General features: G+C 33.9%; 14 protein-coding genes. 2 read left to right on the top strand and 12 right to left on the bottom strand.

Translation table 11 applies throughout. The features are described 5' to 3' along the window. Positions 1-15 precede the first annotated feature (15 nt). Together AC2A1G_RS13015 and AC2A1G_RS13020 are read right to left on the bottom strand one after the other, a co-directional pair. Positions 16-2,448: an alpha-ketoacid dehydrogenase subunit alpha/beta gene (locus tag AC2A1G_RS13015; RefSeq protein WP_484047346.1), complete on the bottom strand. Its 2,433-nt coding sequence runs from the start codon at positions 2,446-2,448 to the stop codon at positions 16-18. Positions 2,449-2,708: 260 nt separating this feature from the next. Then, positions 2,709-2,903, bottom strand: coding sequence for a hypothetical protein (locus AC2A1G_RS13020; RefSeq protein ID WP_484047347.1), 195 nt, complete (start codon positions 2,901-2,903; stop codon positions 2,709-2,711). A gap of 260 nt (positions 2,904-3,163) precedes the next feature. Between AC2A1G_RS13020 and AC2A1G_RS13025 the strand changes: the two genes are divergently transcribed. Then, on the top strand, positions 3,164-4,942 hold the full coding sequence (locus AC2A1G_RS13025; RefSeq protein WP_484047348.1) for a helix-turn-helix domain-containing protein: 1,779 nt from the start codon (positions 3,164-3,166) through the stop codon (positions 4,940-4,942). Here AC2A1G_RS13025 and AC2A1G_RS13030 read toward each other — a convergent pair. The 7 genes from AC2A1G_RS13030 to AC2A1G_RS13060 all read right to left on the bottom strand — a co-directional run bounded on the left by AC2A1G_RS13030 (position 4,902) and on the right by AC2A1G_RS13060 (position 11,157). Beyond that, the gene (locus tag AC2A1G_RS13030; RefSeq protein WP_484047349.1) at positions 4,902-5,879 is read right to left on the bottom strand and encodes a polyprenyl synthetase family protein; all 978 of its coding nucleotides are present in this window, start codon (positions 5,877-5,879) and stop codon (positions 4,902-4,904) included. The genes AC2A1G_RS13025 and AC2A1G_RS13030 overlap by 41 nt on opposite strands. A 100-nt stretch (positions 5,880-5,979) precedes the next feature. Next, positions 5,980-6,858 (bottom strand): hypothetical protein, encoded by an 879-nt coding sequence (locus tag AC2A1G_RS13035; RefSeq protein WP_484047350.1) that lies wholly within the window; start codon positions 6,856-6,858, stop codon positions 5,980-5,982. 274 nt (positions 6,859-7,132) lie between these two features. Next, positions 7,133-8,167, bottom strand: coding sequence for a dual-specificity RNA methyltransferase RlmN (gene rlmN, locus AC2A1G_RS13040; RefSeq protein ID WP_262147021.1), 1,035 nt, complete (start codon positions 8,165-8,167; stop codon positions 7,133-7,135). 88 nt (positions 8,168-8,255) lie between these two features. Then, on the bottom strand, positions 8,256-9,305 hold the full coding sequence (gene queA, locus AC2A1G_RS13045; protein ID WP_056030491.1) for a tRNA preQ1(34) S-adenosylmethionine ribosyltransferase-isomerase QueA: 1,050 nt from the start codon (positions 9,303-9,305) through the stop codon (positions 8,256-8,258). 147 nt (positions 9,306-9,452) lie between these two features. Then, complete coding sequence (locus AC2A1G_RS13050) at positions 9,453-9,884, bottom strand: hypothetical protein (protein WP_484047351.1); 432 nt, start codon at positions 9,882-9,884, stop codon at positions 9,453-9,455. 131 nt (positions 9,885-10,015) lie between these two features. Then, entirely contained in the window at positions 10,016-10,672 is a 657-nt protein-coding gene (locus tag AC2A1G_RS13055) for a hypothetical protein (protein WP_484047352.1), read from the bottom strand. Then, positions 10,669-11,157 (bottom strand): DNA-deoxyinosine glycosylase, encoded by a 489-nt coding sequence (locus AC2A1G_RS13060; protein WP_484047353.1) that lies wholly within the window; start codon positions 11,155-11,157, stop codon positions 10,669-10,671. The genes AC2A1G_RS13055 and AC2A1G_RS13060 overlap by 4 nt, the downstream gene beginning before the upstream one ends. A 104-nt stretch (positions 11,158-11,261) precedes the next feature. Between AC2A1G_RS13060 and AC2A1G_RS13065 the strand changes: the two genes are divergently transcribed. Beyond that, entirely contained in the window at positions 11,262-12,425 is a 1,164-nt protein-coding gene (locus tag AC2A1G_RS13065; protein ID WP_484047354.1) for a thioredoxin family protein, read from the top strand. A 67-nt stretch (positions 12,426-12,492) separates the two neighbouring features. On the opposite strand, the gene AC2A1G_RS13070 is transcribed toward AC2A1G_RS13065, so the two are convergent. The 3 genes from AC2A1G_RS13070 to guaA form a co-directional block, all read right to left on the bottom strand. Continuing rightward, positions 12,493-13,365, bottom strand: coding sequence for an aldo/keto reductase (locus AC2A1G_RS13070; protein ID WP_484047355.1), 873 nt, complete (start codon positions 13,363-13,365; stop codon positions 12,493-12,495). Between the two features lie 105 nt (positions 13,366-13,470). Continuing rightward, a complete protein-coding gene (locus tag AC2A1G_RS13075; protein ID WP_484047356.1) occupies positions 13,471-13,986 on the bottom strand; it encodes a hypothetical protein in 516 nt (171 codons plus the stop codon). 190 nt (positions 13,987-14,176) lie between these two features. Continuing rightward, on the bottom strand, positions 14,177-15,706 hold the full coding sequence (gene guaA, locus AC2A1G_RS13080) for a glutamine-hydrolyzing GMP synthase (RefSeq protein ID WP_484047357.1): 1,530 nt from the start codon (positions 15,704-15,706) through the stop codon (positions 14,177-14,179). Positions 15,707-15,758: the final 52 nt, after the last annotated feature.

The raw sequence follows: 15,758 nt of genomic DNA on the forward strand, positions 1-15,758 counted from the left end.
TATTTAAAATTCCAATTAAAATATCGCAGGATATTTCTCAGGATTTGTTTCATTAAACATGGCGTAAATTCTTTCAACCATATCGTCTGCAGATGGCTTGGAGAAGTAATCTCCATCACTTGCATAAGCTGGTCTGTGATCGTTTGCAGCAATCGTTAACGGATCAGAATCTAAATATCTAAATGCTTTTTGTTTTTCTAAAATCTGCTGTAGGATAAAGGCTGAAGTTCCACCCTGCACATCTTCGTCGATTACGACCAATCTGTTGGTTTTCTTAACAGATTCAGCAATTTCGTGCGTTAAATCGAAAGGAATTAACGATTGTACATCAATAACTTCTGCTGAAATTCCCAATTTCTCCAATTCACTGGCTGCTTCAGTGACAATTCTCCAAGTCGAACCGTACGTTACCAAAGTCACATCTTTTCCTTCTTTTGTCACTTCAATTTTTCCGACAGGAACTGTGAATTCACCGATATTGTCCGGTTGTTTTTCTTTTAATCTGTATCCATTTAAACATTCCACAATTACAGCAGGCTCGTCGCTCTGAAGCATCGTATTGTAGAATCCTGCAGCTTTCGTTAAGTTTCTTGGAACTAAAACCAAAATACCTTTGGAAAGATTTAAAATCCCCGCCATTGGTGAACCGGAATGCCAGACACCTTCCAGTCTGTGACCTCTCGTTCTGATGATGACAGGCGCTTTTTGTCCGCCTTTGGTTCTGTACTGAACAGTTGCCAAATCATCGCTCATTCCCTGTAAACAATACAAGATATAATCTAAATACTGAATTTCAGCGATTGGTCTTAATCCTCTCATCGCCATTCCAATACCTTGTCCGAGAATGGTAGCTTCACGGATTCCCGTATCAGCAACACGAAGTTCGCCATACTTTTCCTGCATTCCTTCAAGACCTTGGTTTACATCACCGATATTTCCGGCATCTTCACCAAATACTAAAGTTTCAGGATATTTATCAAAAATTTTATCGAAATTATTTCTGATTACTACTCTGCCATCAACATCTTCAGAATTTTCAGAGTAAATTGGTTTTATTTCCTTTACATTTTCAGCTTTCCATTCAGACTGAGAGTATAAATGAGAAGAATAATTGTCTTTTTCAACTTCAAAAATCTCGTTGTATTTCTGCATCAACTGATTTCTTTCAGAAGAATTTGTTCCTCTTGTTGCCAATAAAGACTTTCTTACTAAGTGGAAAACATCTTTTTTAGCTTTAGAAACCAATTTATTGAATACGCTGATATGGTTTTCAATTTCAGAATTTTGTCCTTTTAAATTTTCAACCAAAGGCAAAACTGAATTAATTAAATCTGAAATTGTTTTCTGATAGCTTTCCCAAGCAGTTTTCTGACCAGATTTTACATGTTTCTTAGCTTCTTCATCTATAGCATCAAGCTCTTCGGCAGTTGCCAAGACCTTTTCTTCACCTTCAATTTCTATTGAATAATTTAAAATCCATTCTTTGAATTTCACTAATCCGTCGAAATCTGCTTCCCAGGTAAGACGCTCTTCATTTTTATATCTTTCGTGAGAACCTGAAGTTGAGTGCCCCTGAGGCTGAGTAACTTCAATTACATGTACTACAACAGGTACAGATTCTGTTCTTGCGAAATGCTCTGCTCTTGCATAGGCATCCAATAACGACGCATAATCCCAAGCTTTCACCTGAATGATTTCACAACCCTGATTTTCACCTTCTTTTCTTTGGAAACCACTCAACATTTCAGAAATATCGGCTTTTGCTCTCTGATTTTTTGTAGGAACAGAGATTCCATAACCATCATCCCAAATTGAAACAATCATTGGAACCTGAAGTGCGCAGGCAGCATTCAAAGTTTCCCAAAAATGACCTTCAGCCGTAGAAGCATCACCAATGGTTCCGAAAGCGATTTCGTTACCTTCTTTTGAGAATTTTTCTGATCCTTCAAATTTAACTGATTTATATATTTTAGAAGCCTGAGCTAAACCTAATAATCTTGGCATTTGTCCTGCAGTGGGAGAAATATCTGAAGAGATATTCTTTTGTGATGTCAAATCTTTCCAGCTGCCATCCTCATTTAAACTTCTTGTAGCGTAATGACCGTTCATTTGTCTTCCCGCAGAAGCAGGCTCACGCTCAACGCTTGTATCTGCGTACAACTGAGCGAAGAAACTCTCAACAGTAAGTGCATCTGCAGCCAAAGCAAAAGTCTGATCTCTATAATAGCCAGAACGGAAATCACCATTTTTAAAAACTTTAGCCATTGCAAGCTGTGGAAGTTCTTTACCATCCCCGAAAATACCGAATTTTGCCTTACCTGTAAGAACCTCTCTCCTTCCGAGATAAGACATTTCGCGGGAAATTCTCCCTAATTTGTAATCGCTAAGTATCTGATTTTTAAAATCCTGAAAAGAAATCTGTTGCGTTTCTATATATGTTGTCTGCATTACACTATGATTTTTACAAATATAAATAATTTTTGCTGTACTGAATAAAACAATTTTATAGAATTCATATTTTTTTTAAATTATTTTAAAAATTTGATAATTACTAAGCACTGTTGATTATTGTTTAATAATGAATCTTTTAACATATAAAACAAAAAAAAGTTCCTTACGTGAAACACGCAAGGAATCTAAAAACACAAATGATGAAAAAAAAAAAAAAAAATTGTTAAATATGTGAATGTGGTTTGGTTTGGTCTTTTTTATTTCTTAGGAGGTGCAATTGGATCTCCTTCTAATGTCACCCCATTCCCAATGGAGTCCTGAATTTTTTGAGAAGCTTTATTAATAATCTCCAAATTCTGATAATCTTCTGTAGTAAAATTGTCATCATCCTGACGACAAGAAATTACTGTAGTTAACAATGCTGCTGAAAAAAATAATACTAACTTTTTCATATTAGTTTAATTTATAAAGGTTAATTTTTAGTTCGCTTAATTTTCTGTTGCAAACATACAGCGGAAAACGAATCTAAGTCAAATTTACTGACGGGAAATTCATAAAAAATGTCCGGCAATTTTTAAATTTTTGATTTTTTATTCAGATTAATTATGTTAATATTGTAGACTTTTAAATTTATAAAAAGCCAAAAGTGTTACCTAAACTCCATTACCATTTCTGTAACCATCTAATTACAAGGTATTTAACATATACATTTATGATTTTCCTATTCACGGTTAATTTAAATGCACAGGTAAATTCTAAAAAAAAGATGAATTACCAAGAAATCGAAATGAAAATAGACAGTTTTCATAATGATCAAAAAAAAGCATGGAATTTAATACAACACTATATAAAAACGGCAAAAAATGAAGATAATAAAGAAGCTCTTGTTTATGCATATCGCTATGCTAGTAATTTTTCTGTTTATCCTCAAAATCTACAGTATGCCAATCAGGCATTAGAAACAGCCAATCATTCTAAGGACGAAAGACTGCTTGCCACAGCTTATTTCAACAGGGGAGCAATCTATAGTCAGGAAGCATTTTATCAAAAATCATTGGATGACGTATTGCTTTCTAATAAATATGCTACTTCTGTAAACGACCAATATATCATTTATAAAAGTATATACCTTATTGCTCAAAACAAAATATATCTTGGTCTTTACGAAGATGCAGCAAAAGAACTTCTTATCTGTATTGATTTTTTTAAAAAACACAGTACAGATTCTAAATTAGGGCAAGATTATCAGACCTATTATATTTATTCGATGTTAAGTTATATCGATAACAACACAAAAATGGGTAAATCTGAAGAAAACAAGAAACTCATTTCTGAAAGCATAAAATACCTGGAAGACAACGACTTAAAACAATACATCCCATACTTTATTTCTTCTCAAGGTACTGATGCCTATTATCAAAAAGACTACAAAACTTCTATTTCTAAACTCACGAAAGCTTTAGAAATGTATAATGACCAGTATCCACATATCACTGAAATTTATTATTTAGGTTTGAATAACTGGAAAATCGGCAAAAGAACGATTGCAGTAAAATTTATGGAGGTAATTGATAATCAATATAATAAATCAAATAAACTAGACCCTCAATTTAGATCAGCATACGAAATCCTTATCAAGTATAATGATTCAATTAAAAATAGAGATAAACAGCTCGAATACATTGATAAGCTGATGATTCTGGATAAATCTTATGAGAAAAATTTCAAATATTTATATCCAAAAATCAACAAAGAATATGATACGAAAAAATTAATTTCAGAGAAGAATAAGGTTGAAAATCTTTTAATTTTAAGAAGTAATATCTTTATTCTAATCCTTGTAATCAGTTTAGGGGTCATACTTTTCTTCAGTATCCGTTACTATAGAATAAAGAAACTCTACAAACAAAGATTTGAAAATATTATCATCAAATCTGAGGTTGAGCATAAAAAGCATCACACTCCGAAGGAGATTCATGAAAACCTTCAAACGGAAACATTAAAACCGGCCTCGATTTCAGACAAAGATGTCAAAGAACTCAATTTGGAAAGTCCTGAAAATCAAGATGAATATTATTCAAAAATTCCTAGCCTTAATCCTTTAGTCGTTAAAAGTATTTTAACTCAGCTGGATTCATTTGAGGATGAAGAAAGATATCTTGACAGCCAACTTACTCAAAAATCACTTGTTGAAGAATTGGGAACAAACTCCACTTATCTTTCAAAAATTATCAATACATACAAAGGGTCAAATTTTAATGTATATATAAATAATTTACGTTTAAATTATATTATTGATCTTTTAAGAACCGATGCAACATATCTGCAGTATGATGTAAAAGAATTGGCCAATATCTGTGGATTTTCCAATGCAGAAAGCTTTTCAGACAATTTCTACAGAAAATTTGAAATCAAACCATCTTACTTTATAAAGATGATGAAAGAGAAATCTAAAAACTCCTCTCAATTACATAATCCAACATTAGATTAAGCGATGTTTTAGGCTGAGAATCAGGAAACTCGCTCAAAATATCTTTGGCTTTTTGTTGAAAATCTTTCATTACCGTTACAGCGTATTCCAAACCTCCGGAGGACTTCACAAAGTTGATCAGTTCCTTTACTCTCTTCTGATCGTTGTTGTATCTTTTGATTGTATTAAAATAGTACTTTCTATCTGTCTCGCTAGCTATTTTCAGAGTGTGAATCAAAGGTAGAGTCATTTTTTGCTCTTTTATATCGATGCCTACAGGTTTTCCGATGACGTTTGAACTTAAGTAATCAAAAAGATCGTCCTTGATCTGGAAGGCCATTCCCGTGTAAGTTCCAAACTCCATCATTTTTTTTGCAAGACTTTCATCAGCGTCATTAGACAGCGCTCCGATTTCGCAACAAGCAGCAATTAAAGTAGCCGTTTTCTGACGAATGATTTCATAATAAACATCTTCGGTAATATCCAATTTTCTGGCTTTTTCCAATTGAAGAAGCTCACCTTCAGACATTTCACGGATTGTTCGTGAAATCACTGCCAATAAATCATAATCTTTATGATCTGTAGAAAGCAAGACAGCTTTAGACAACAAAAAATCACCAACAAGAACGGCAATTTTATTCTTCCATAAAGCATTGATTGAAAAGAAATTCCGACGTTTGAAACTTTCATCTACCACATCATCATGCACCAAAGTTGCCGTATGAATAAGCTCAATCATTGAAGCTCCACGGTATGTTTTTTCATTGACTTCACCAATCAGTTTAGCACAAAGAAATACAAACATCGGGCGCATCTGCTTCCCTTTTGTGGTAACAATAAAACGGGTGACTTTATCTAATAAAGATACTTTTGTCTGCATCGATTCATAAAACTTCTGTTCAAAAAGCTTCATTTCTTCGTTGATGGGTCGCTTGATTTCTTCTACGGTATTCGCCACTATCTTAGAATGATGTGTAGTTGATATTTAATTCTCACAAAGATAAATTTTTTAGACCAATTTTAACTGAAAATTAAATTTTATCTGAACACAAACTGCTTTAGAATATCAGTTTTTTTTGAGGTATAAAATAAAAATAAGGTTTTGTTTTGCTAACCGGAGAATAAAATTTCTCTCCAGAAATATAAATCCCACTTTCGTCAACTGCAATTCCTTCAATTTGCCCGATGGTTAAAGCACTTCCTAAATATAATTTTTTCGGTTGATCTTTAAAAAATATTCCAGGTTCTGTCTCACTGAAAACAGTCAAAAAAACTTCCGTTTTTTTGGTGTAACCAACGACATAAAGTTTTTTTTCAAAATAATAAGCATCAGAAATCATAAAACCTGTTTTGAAAGTTTCAATTTTCTGAGCAGGTTGTTTTTCAAAATTGTTCGGATCTAAAGTATAATGTGTTGTCGATTTTGAAGCCCATTCTTTGGTGAAAATATGAAGTTTTCCATTTAAATAAATCATAGATTCCAGCTCGAAATCTGTTGAGATATTTTTTGGTTTAAAATCTTTTTGATCTGGATAATAAAATGAAATGATTTTCAGAGAATCATCTTGAAGCCGATTATTTTTAAAAGGAATTTTGAAAATTTTTAAATCCTGACGTACTCCTGCATTATTTCCAAAATCACCGATAAAAAAGTTTTCGCCATCATTTGTTAAGGCCTCCCAGTCCTTATTTTCACTATTTATCTTTAAAACTTTGAGAATTTTTCCTGATTTCTTATTAATTTCATACAGTTCTGCAGGATTTCCGCTGTCGTTGAAAGTGTACAGTTTTTCATTAAAGAAATTCAGCCCCGAAGTCTCTTGAATTGAATCATTTAGAACAGAGACTCTGTAATTTTTTAGTTTAAAAATTTCGGATTGCTGTGCGGAATTTAGAATCGAAAAACTGATTGAAATTATTAGAAAAACCTTTCTCATAAAACAAAAATAAGGTTTTTGATGTGAATGGAAAGCTAAATTGAAAATTGTAGTGTTGATTTAATTCAACCACTTCGGGTTGTGTGAACGCATTTGCATTAAACCATGGGTTTCAACCACGGCTATGAATATTAAACCACTTCGTGGTTTATGATGTAAGCTGTAATTTGCTCAAAGGATTTGCAACCTTTGAGAAATTTCAAACACTTTGTGTTTTTTTAAAAATAAGCGGTTAAGTAAATTTAGAATCGTAAAAATTGAAATAAGTAGAAAATTATTCCGCAGTTTTATTTGCTAATTGTCCGCAGGCCGCGTCAATATCGCCACCACGGCTTTTTCTTACCATTACAGTTACGCCGGCTTTTTCGAGTTCACGAACGTATTTTTCTTCTGCAGCAATGCTTCGGTGATCGAATTTACCTTCACCAATCGGATTGTACTGAATCAAATTAACCTTTGAAGGAACCTGACGGCAATATTTAATTAAAGCTTTAATGTCCTCATCTTTATCGTTAATCCCTTTCCAAACGCAATATTCAAAAGTGATGACAGAGCCTGTTTTTTTGTACCAGTACTGCAAGGCTTCCATAATATCCGTCAATGGAAATTTATCCGAAAACGGCATAATTTCGTTACGGGTAGATTCTACTGCTGAATGTAAAGACAAAGCTAGTTTCACTCGCAGTTCGTCATCTGCAAGCATTTTAATCATCTTCGGAATTCCCGATGTAGAGACGGTAATTCTTCTAGGCGACATTCCCAAACCTTCCGGTTGTGTAATTTTTTTAATGGCTTCAACCACATTTTTATAGTTCATCATCGGCTCGCCCATCCCCATAAACACAATGTTCGTCAGTGGTCGGTTGTGGTATTCCCTACTTTGTCTGTCGATAAGCGCCACCTGATCTACAATTTCTGCAACTTCAAGATTTCTCATCCTTTTAAGCTTGGCAGTTGCACAAAATTCACAATTTAGTGAGCAGCCCACTTGAGAGGAAACACAAGCTGTTGTGCGGGTTTCTGTAGGAATCAAAACTGATTCCACCATCAATCCATCGTGCAGTTTAACACCGTTTTTTATGGTTCCGTCTGTAGATTTTTGAAACTGATCTACCGCCGCGGGATTCATAATAAAATCGCGGATCAGATTTTCTCTCAAATCCTTCGAAAGATTCGTCATTTCTTCAAATGAATGAAGATTTTTACTCCATATCCAGTCATAGACCTGCTTGGCACGAAACGGCTTTTCGCCAATGGTGCCGAAATAGTCTTTGAGTTGATCGAGAGATAAAGTACGGATGTCTTTCATTGAGTTGCTGGGTGTAGGATGATGGATGTCTAATGAAAATCTGGGCACTGAATTGTAAACTTCCAGCACCCAGCTTCCAGCTTCTTTCTTAAAGAATCAACATTGCGTCTCCGTAAGAGTAGAATTTATATTTCTCTTTTACAGCTTCTTCGTAAGCGTGCATCACGAAATCTTTTCCTGCAAACGCAGCAATCATCATCATTAGAGTTGATTTTGGCGTGTGGAAGTTGGTAATCATGCAATTCGCAACTCCGAAATCGTGTGGAGGGAAAATAAATTTATTAGTCCAACCGTGGAATGCAGAGATTTTTTTGTTTGAAGAAACTGAAGTTTCCAAAGTTCTCATCGTTGTAGTTCCTACAGCACAAACTCTCCTGTTTTCTTCAACAGCTTTGTTGATGATTGCAGCATTTTTTTCGTCGATGAAAATCTCTTCAGATTCCATTTTATGTTTAGATAAATCTTCAACTTCGATTGGGTTGAAAGTTCCCAAACCTACATGAAGCGTAACTTCAGCAAAGTCGATCCCTTTGATTTCAAGTCTCTTCATCAAATGTCTTGAGAAGTGAAGACCTGCAGTAGGCGCAGCTACAGCTCCTTCTACTTTGGCATAGATGGTCTGGTATCTCTCAGCATCTTCAGGCTCAACGTCTCTTTTGATGTATTTTGGAAGTGGAGTTTCACCTAATTCTTTTAATTTAGCTCTGAATTCTTCGTAAGGACCGTCATACAAAAATCTAAGTGTTCTCCCTCTTGATGTTGTATTGTCGATAACTTCAGCTACCAAAGATTCGTCTTCAGTAAAGAATAATTTGTTTCCGATTCTGATTTTTCTTGCCGGATCTACCAAAACGTCCCAAACTCTCGTTTCCTTATCAAGCTCTCTCAATAGGAAAACTTCGATTTTTGCTCCGGTTTTTTCTTTATTTCCGTAAAGGCGTGCAGGGAAAACTTTAGTATTATTGAAGATGAAAAGATCTTTCTCGTCGAAATAATCTACAACATCTTTGAAAAGTTTATGCTCTATTGTCTGAGTTTTTCTGTCTAAAACCATTAATCTGGCTTCGTCTCTGTGCTCGGAAGGGTGTTCTGCTAAAAGTTCTTCGGGAAGATCAAAATTAAAATCTGATGTTTTCATTTTTTTAAATTACGGTTTAAAAATTATCAATTACAGTAAGTAATTTGCGAGGTGCAAATATACAACATTCGACACCCCTTTGTCAAGTGTTTTGAGGGAAATAAAAAAAGCAACATTATTTTGTGCTTTAAACACTATTAAAAATTATTACTGTTTTTCTTTTTGAATTGGAACTGGAATGGTAACATCGGATGTCTGAACTTCATTTATCAATGTATATTTTTTAGAACCAACATATTCGACAGTTACTTTTTTTATGTAGTACTTTGAATCTTTTGGCAACATTTCCAAAATTTGATTTTTAATATAATCTGATGGAAAAAAATCTGCATGAATTACAAAATACTCAAAATCTGCTTTTTCCAACGTAGCGATTGCTGAGACTTTTTTCTTTTTCTTAGTTTTTTTATTATTGGTGTAAACATATACATCAATCTTAAAATTTGCATCATCTATTTTTGTAATGTCAATAGAATAAGGATTCTCATTGGAAGAATTATTCGCTAAATATTTATTGCTGTGAGAATATTTAAATTTTGTATTATTTTTACCTTCTTCTACATTAAAAACGTGAGTCATATTTATCGGGACATCAAATAAATAATCTTTTACTCTCTATTGAATAATTGAAATGATAAGTTTGGCTGCACGCTAAGGCATAACAACATAAACAAAAAAATGCAGTAAAAAATCTCTTCATTATTTATATATTATATTCCCCAGTAACTATCATTTTTTAAAACCATCTTCTCCGGTATCATTAATTTAAAATCTACTTCCTTATAACTATTATTAATGGTGTAATAAACTCTTGTATTGTAATGCACTCTGATTTTTTTCACGACGTAGTTTGAATTGGAATCTATTAGTTTTTCCAATTTCTGCTTCATCTCCTCGGTTTTCCCATGATCCACACTAACATCTATATAATGAATTTTTGATTTTTCTAAAGTAACATCAGCAGAAAATCTTTTCTTTCTCCTCTTGTTATCGACAAATCCAACAATTTTGTATTCAAGGGAATCAATTTTTGATACTTCAATAATATCTTTTTCAATATGATTAAAATCTGTATCTATTTTGCTCGTATTCAAATATTCGAATGCAACAGCACCTTTTTCTTCAGTAACCTTAAACAAATGCCGGATACTCTTTTCTTTATCAAAAATAACAGCACGCAATTTACCGTCAAAACTCCGTATTCTTAAATGGATTTTATTTTTTGAATCATAAAAACTTGTATTAACATTTTCTCCATCAGAATATCCCCCTTTAGATGTGCTTTCAATTTGATAATTAAACTGATAGGTCTGACTAAAAATGATTAGCGAAATCAGACATAAAAATAATGTATAAACTTTTCTCATAAATGTATTTTAATAATCTTCCAATCCTCCAGTTTTCTTTCATAAGAAATCGTGTGAAGCGGACTGGTCGACGGCAATAAATATACAGGAATTTCTGAATTTTTATCTAAAATTTTCTTTAAGTTCTTAAACGACTTTCCACCGTTGCAAAATATTGTTTTGATATTGGAATAGGTTTTTAAAAGAGTTTCAATATCGTTCGCTTCTTCGTTTCTGATTTCAGCATCAAGGCTGCCTTTTCTTTCGCAGGTATCGATTACGTCCCATAAAGCAATTTTATTTTTCTTTAAAATTTCAATTTTCTCATTATAATTTTCGGTGAAATTTTCATCAAACAATTCAAAGATAATTTTCCAGAACTTGTTTTGTGGATGACCGTAATATTCCTGCTTTTCAAGAGATTTTACGCCCGGAACTGAACCTAAAATAAGAATTTTTGATTCCTCATTAATAACAGGTGGGAATGATGAGATTCTGTTTTGCATATTCAAATATAATACTTGAAAACCTAAAAAATGTTAAATAAAAAAGATTATTCACAATCAAATAGAAATATAATTAAATTTGTATTAAATAATTTTTAGTTTAAATGAAAAAACTTGCTATCCTTTCTTCTATTGTCCTCAGTGCTGTAGCTTTTGCACAGGGAATTAAATTCGAAGAAACACCATTCAAAAATCTTTTGGAAAAAGCGAAAAAAGAAAACAAACTTGTCTTTTTAGATGCTTACACAACTTGGTGCGGACCATGTAAACTGATGGCCAAAAACATTTTCCCTCAGCAGGAAGTTGGCACATATTTCAATGCCAATTTCGTGAATGCTAAAATTGATATGGAAAAAGGCGAAGGTCTTGAAATTGCCAAAAAATACGGCGTAAAATCGTATCCTACCTATCTTTTTATCAACGGTGACGGTGAAGAAGTTCACAGATCTTTAGGATATACACCGGAAGCAAAAGACTTTATTGTGATTGCAAAAGATGCGAATGATCCCAATAAAAGACTGAGCACTTTAAAGCAAAAATTTGAAAAAGGAGATACCAATCCTGAATTATTAAAGAATCTGGCAGGATTAACAATTTATAATGATCCTCAGTTTGCAACGAAAGTTTTGGAAAAATACTTTCCACAGGTGAAAACGCTTACTCAGGAAGATGTACAGATGCTTTTGATGGCTGCACAAAATCCTGACAGTCCGATGTACACGATGTTCAAAGAAAGAAAAGCTGACATTATCAAGGTTTTTCCTGAAGCCAATTACAATGCATTTGATAAAAATGTAAGAGTAAATGCAATCATGAAAAAATCTTATAATGCTGAGAAAAAATCATGGGATGACCAGTATTTTTTAACTGAAGCACAAAAGTTTTTACCTAAGGACGAAGCGGAGAAAATTTTACAAAGATCCAGAATGGGCAGAGCTGCAAGAGCAAAAGATTTTAAAACATACGAAAAAATTGCACTTGAGCTGTATGCTGATTACGAAAAAATGTCGTCAATGGAGCTCAACGAAATCGCATGGAACTTTTTTGAAAATGTAGATTCAAAATCTGGTCTTCAGACGGCTGTAAAATGGGCTCAGGAATCTGTAAAAAAAGAAGAAAGCTATGCCAATACAGATACTTTGGCTAATCTTTATAATAAGGTTGGTGATAAGAAAAATGCCAAAATCTGGGCACAAAAATCTGTTGATTTAGGTAAATCTGAAGGTGAAGATGTAGCTGAAACAGAAAAATTACTGAAAAGTTTATAAAGCCATTCTGGTTTTATTGGTTAATAGAAGTCCGGCTCAATTTGGCCGGACTTTGTTTGTTTTATGATTAAATATCTGCCTTAGAATTAAGCATTTTTTGTTCCCACTCAGGATCTTTCGGGTCAAAGAAAAGTCTTTTTCCTGTATCTAAACTTCTGACAATGTTCATCTCGTCTTCTGTAAGTTCAAAATTAAAGACATTAAAATTCTCATCAATTCTGGAAGGCGTTACCGATTTCGGAATCACGCAGAAACCTTCCTGAAGATGCCATCTCAGAATAACCTGAGCAACAGTTTTATCATATTTCTCAGCAATTATCTTCAAACTTTCATTTTCCAGAAGACCTGCATTTCCGTTTCCAAGCGGGCTCCACGGCTGAGTTACAATGTTGTTTTCTCTGTTGTACACCTGAAGTTCTTTTTGCTGAAATAAAGGATGCAACTCAATTTGATTAATGACTGGCAAAACCGTTGCATTGGATTTTAACTCTTCCAATTTTTCGATGGTGAAATTACAAACACCGATTGCTTTTATTTTACCTTCGCTGTAGAGTTCTTCGAAAGCCTTCCACGCTCCTAAAAAATCTCCGAAAGGCCAATGGATAAGATACATATCCAGATAATCGAGTTGCAATCTGTCTAAAGTTCTTTGGAATGCCAATTTCGTTTCTTCATAACCATGAGATTGAACCCAAAGTTTTGAAGTGATAAAAAGTTCATCTCTGCTCACACCGCATTTTTGGATTGCCGTTCCCACAGCTGTTTCGTTCTGATAAATTGAGGCTGTATCAATCATTCTGTATCCAACTTCGATGGCTTTTATCACAGCATCTTCACACTGCTGAAGATTTTCCATTTGCCAAACGCCGAAGCCTAAAGCCGGAATTGCCACGCCGTTATTTAAAGTAATTACAGGCTGACCTGCGTAATTTTTGTGCATATTTTTTTGTTTTGATCGAAACAAAGGTCGGGGAAATTATTTAGTATTGAAATAAAAATTCATCAACGTATTTTTATTTCTAAATGTTTTTGAAAAGTGAGCAGATTACTTCATGAATTCTGACATTGGAACTTCCGCAATATTGCTAAACTCAACTGAATCACTGATTTTGTTATATTTAAGATACATGGTTCGCCAGTTTTTCTTTATAACTTTATTTTTATCAGAGAATTTCTCTATTACAGTAAAATGCTCTTTTGAATGTTCAAAATCCTCATAATCCAATTTGAAAATACTCTGCATCTTTTCAACTACTAAAAACTCGTAATTTCTATACCGAAAGTAACCAAACTTTTCGTTCCGCAATTTATCAAGAGCAGCTGAATCTTCTTTTATGATCACTGGTTTTTTATTTGTAAAAAGTACTTCTGCTACATTTTTATCAGAACTATCAATTCCGGAAACAATAAAAAATTTCTCTACATTTTTTTTATCAGAGTCCGCAATCAGTTTGTCAATTTCTTTAATAATCTTTTCTTTATTTATTATGTCATTTATCTCAGGATTTCTGTTGCATGCGGTAAGAATTACTAAAATACAAGCTATTAAAATATTTTTCATTGTAAAAATTAAGATCCAAAAATAATAAAAATCCTACGAAAGTGATAGAATTATCAAATAGGAAGTTTCACAAAGTATGTTTGTTCAACTACTGTAAAATTCTAAAAATTAAATGAAATTATTTCAGTAGTTTATCTGTATGAAAAAAACCAGCCTTAAAAAGCTGGTTTTAAAAATATTTTTGTCAAGATTATTCCCACTCGATTGTTGCAGGTGGTTTGCTTGAAATGTCGTAAGCTACTCTGTTGATTCCTCTTACTTCGTTGATAATTCTGCTCGAAACAGTATCTAAAAACTCGTAAGGAAGTCTGCTCCACGTAGCCGTCATAAAATCAATGGTGTTGGCAGAACGTACGACTGCTGTGTATTCATAGGTTCTTTCGTCACCCATTACTCCTACAGATTTCACCGGAAGAAGAACTACGAATGCCTGAGAAACTTTCTCGTACAAATCGTTTTTATATAACTCTTCGATGAAAATATCATCCGCTTCCTGAAGGATTTTCACTTTTTCAGCATCTACAGCACCTAAAATTCTGATACCCAAACCTGGGCCTGGGAAAGGATGTCTGTGTACCAAATGATGAGGAATTCCCAATTCTTCGCCCACTTTTCTTACTTCGTCTTTGAAAAGTTCTCTCAAAGGCTCGAGCAATTCAAATTCCATATCTTCAGGAAGTCCACCTACGTTGTGGTGCGATTTAATTACTGCTGAAGGTCCGTTTACAGACTGACTTTCGATTACGTCAGGATAAATAGTTCCCTGAGCTAAGAATTTTGCACCTTCAATTTTGTGGGATTCTTCATCGAAAACGTGAATAAACTCGTTTCCTATGATTTTTCTTTTGGTTTCAGGGTCGTCAACTCCGGCTAATTTTGAAAGGAATCTTTCCTTGGCATCAACCAGTTTAATATTCATGTGAAAATGCTCTCCGTAATTCTGCATTACTTTTACATCTTCATCTTTTCTTAAAAGTCCGGTATCCACAAAGATACAAGTCAGCTGATCACCGATTGCTTTGTGAATTAAAACTGCCGCTACAGAAGAATCTACACCGCCGGAAAGACCTAAAATCACTTTCTGGTCTCCTACTTTTTCTTTGATTTCAGCAACTGTTTTGTCGATGTAGTTGGTCAGTTTCCAGTTTTTTTCTGAGTTACAGATCGAAAACACAAAGTTTTCAAGCATTTTTCCACCTTCTTCTGTGTGAGAAACTTCCGGGTGAAACTGTACACAGAAAATTTTCTTTTCTTCATTTGAAATTGAAGCTATTACGCCAGATTTTGCATTCAATTCAAAACCTGCAGGCAATTCTCCTACTTCGTCGAAATGGCTCATCCAAACAACAGAATTGTCTGTAACGCCTTTTAGCAAAGAAGATTCTTTTACAATTTCTAAATGTGCTTTTCCGTATTCGCCTTTTACACCTTTGTGAACTTTTCCGCCTAAAAGATGTGCTGTAAGCTGCATTCCGTAGCAAATTCCTAAAACGGGAATTCCCTGTTCGTACAATTCTTTTTCAACCAAATGGGCGTTTTCTGCGTTGACAGAACTTGGTCCACCAGAAAGGATGATACCTTTTGGCTGTTTTTCCAGAATTGTTTCTAATGGTGTGTTGAATGGTAAAATTTCGGAATACACACCCATCTCACGGATTCTTCTTCCGATAAGCTGGTTGTACTGAGATCCGAAATCTAATATGATGATACCGTTGGTCATTGTTTATAATGTTGGATGTTGGGTGAGGGATGTTGGATGTTTAATGCCATTC

Source organism: Chryseobacterium sp. HNCC26DJ240, from assembly GCF_057180485.1.

Bases quoted from the DNA above. Each gene is read 5' to 3' on its own strand.
- AC2A1G_RS13015 (WP_484047346.1), bottom strand. From the start codon at position 2,448: ATGCAGACAACATATATAGAAACGCAACAGATTTCTTTTCAGGATTTT.
- AC2A1G_RS13020 (WP_484047347.1), bottom strand. From the start codon at position 2,903: ATGAAAAAGTTAGTATTATTTTTTTCAGCAGCATTGTTAACTACAGTA.
- AC2A1G_RS13025 (WP_484047348.1), top strand. From the start codon at position 3,164: ATGATTTTCCTATTCACGGTTAATTTAAATGCACAGGTAAATTCTAAA.
- AC2A1G_RS13035 (WP_484047350.1), bottom strand. From the start codon at position 6,858: ATGAGAAAGGTTTTTCTAATAATTTCAATCAGTTTTTCGATTCTAAAT.
- rlmN (WP_262147021.1), bottom strand. From the start codon at position 8,167: ATGAAAGACATCCGTACTTTATCTCTCGATCAACTCAAAGACTATTTC.
- queA (WP_056030491.1), bottom strand. From the start codon at position 9,305: ATGAAAACATCAGATTTTAATTTTGATCTTCCCGAAGAACTTTTAGCA.
- AC2A1G_RS13050 (WP_484047351.1), bottom strand. From the start codon at position 9,884: ATGACTCACGTTTTTAATGTAGAAGAAGGTAAAAATAATACAAAATTT.
- AC2A1G_RS13055 (WP_484047352.1), bottom strand. From the start codon at position 10,672: ATGAGAAAAGTTTATACATTATTTTTATGTCTGATTTCGCTAATCATT.
- AC2A1G_RS13060 (WP_484047353.1), bottom strand. From the start codon at position 11,157: ATGCAAAACAGAATCTCATCATTCCCACCTGTTATTAATGAGGAATCA.
- AC2A1G_RS13065 (WP_484047354.1), top strand. From the start codon at position 11,262: ATGAAAAAACTTGCTATCCTTTCTTCTATTGTCCTCAGTGCTGTAGCT.
- AC2A1G_RS13070 (WP_484047355.1), bottom strand. From the start codon at position 13,365: ATGCACAAAAATTACGCAGGTCAGCCTGTAATTACTTTAAATAACGGC.
- AC2A1G_RS13075 (WP_484047356.1), bottom strand. From the start codon at position 13,986: ATGAAAAATATTTTAATAGCTTGTATTTTAGTAATTCTTACCGCATGC.
- guaA (WP_484047357.1), bottom strand. From the start codon at position 15,706: ATGACCAACGGTATCATCATATTAGATTTCGGATCTCAGTACAACCAG.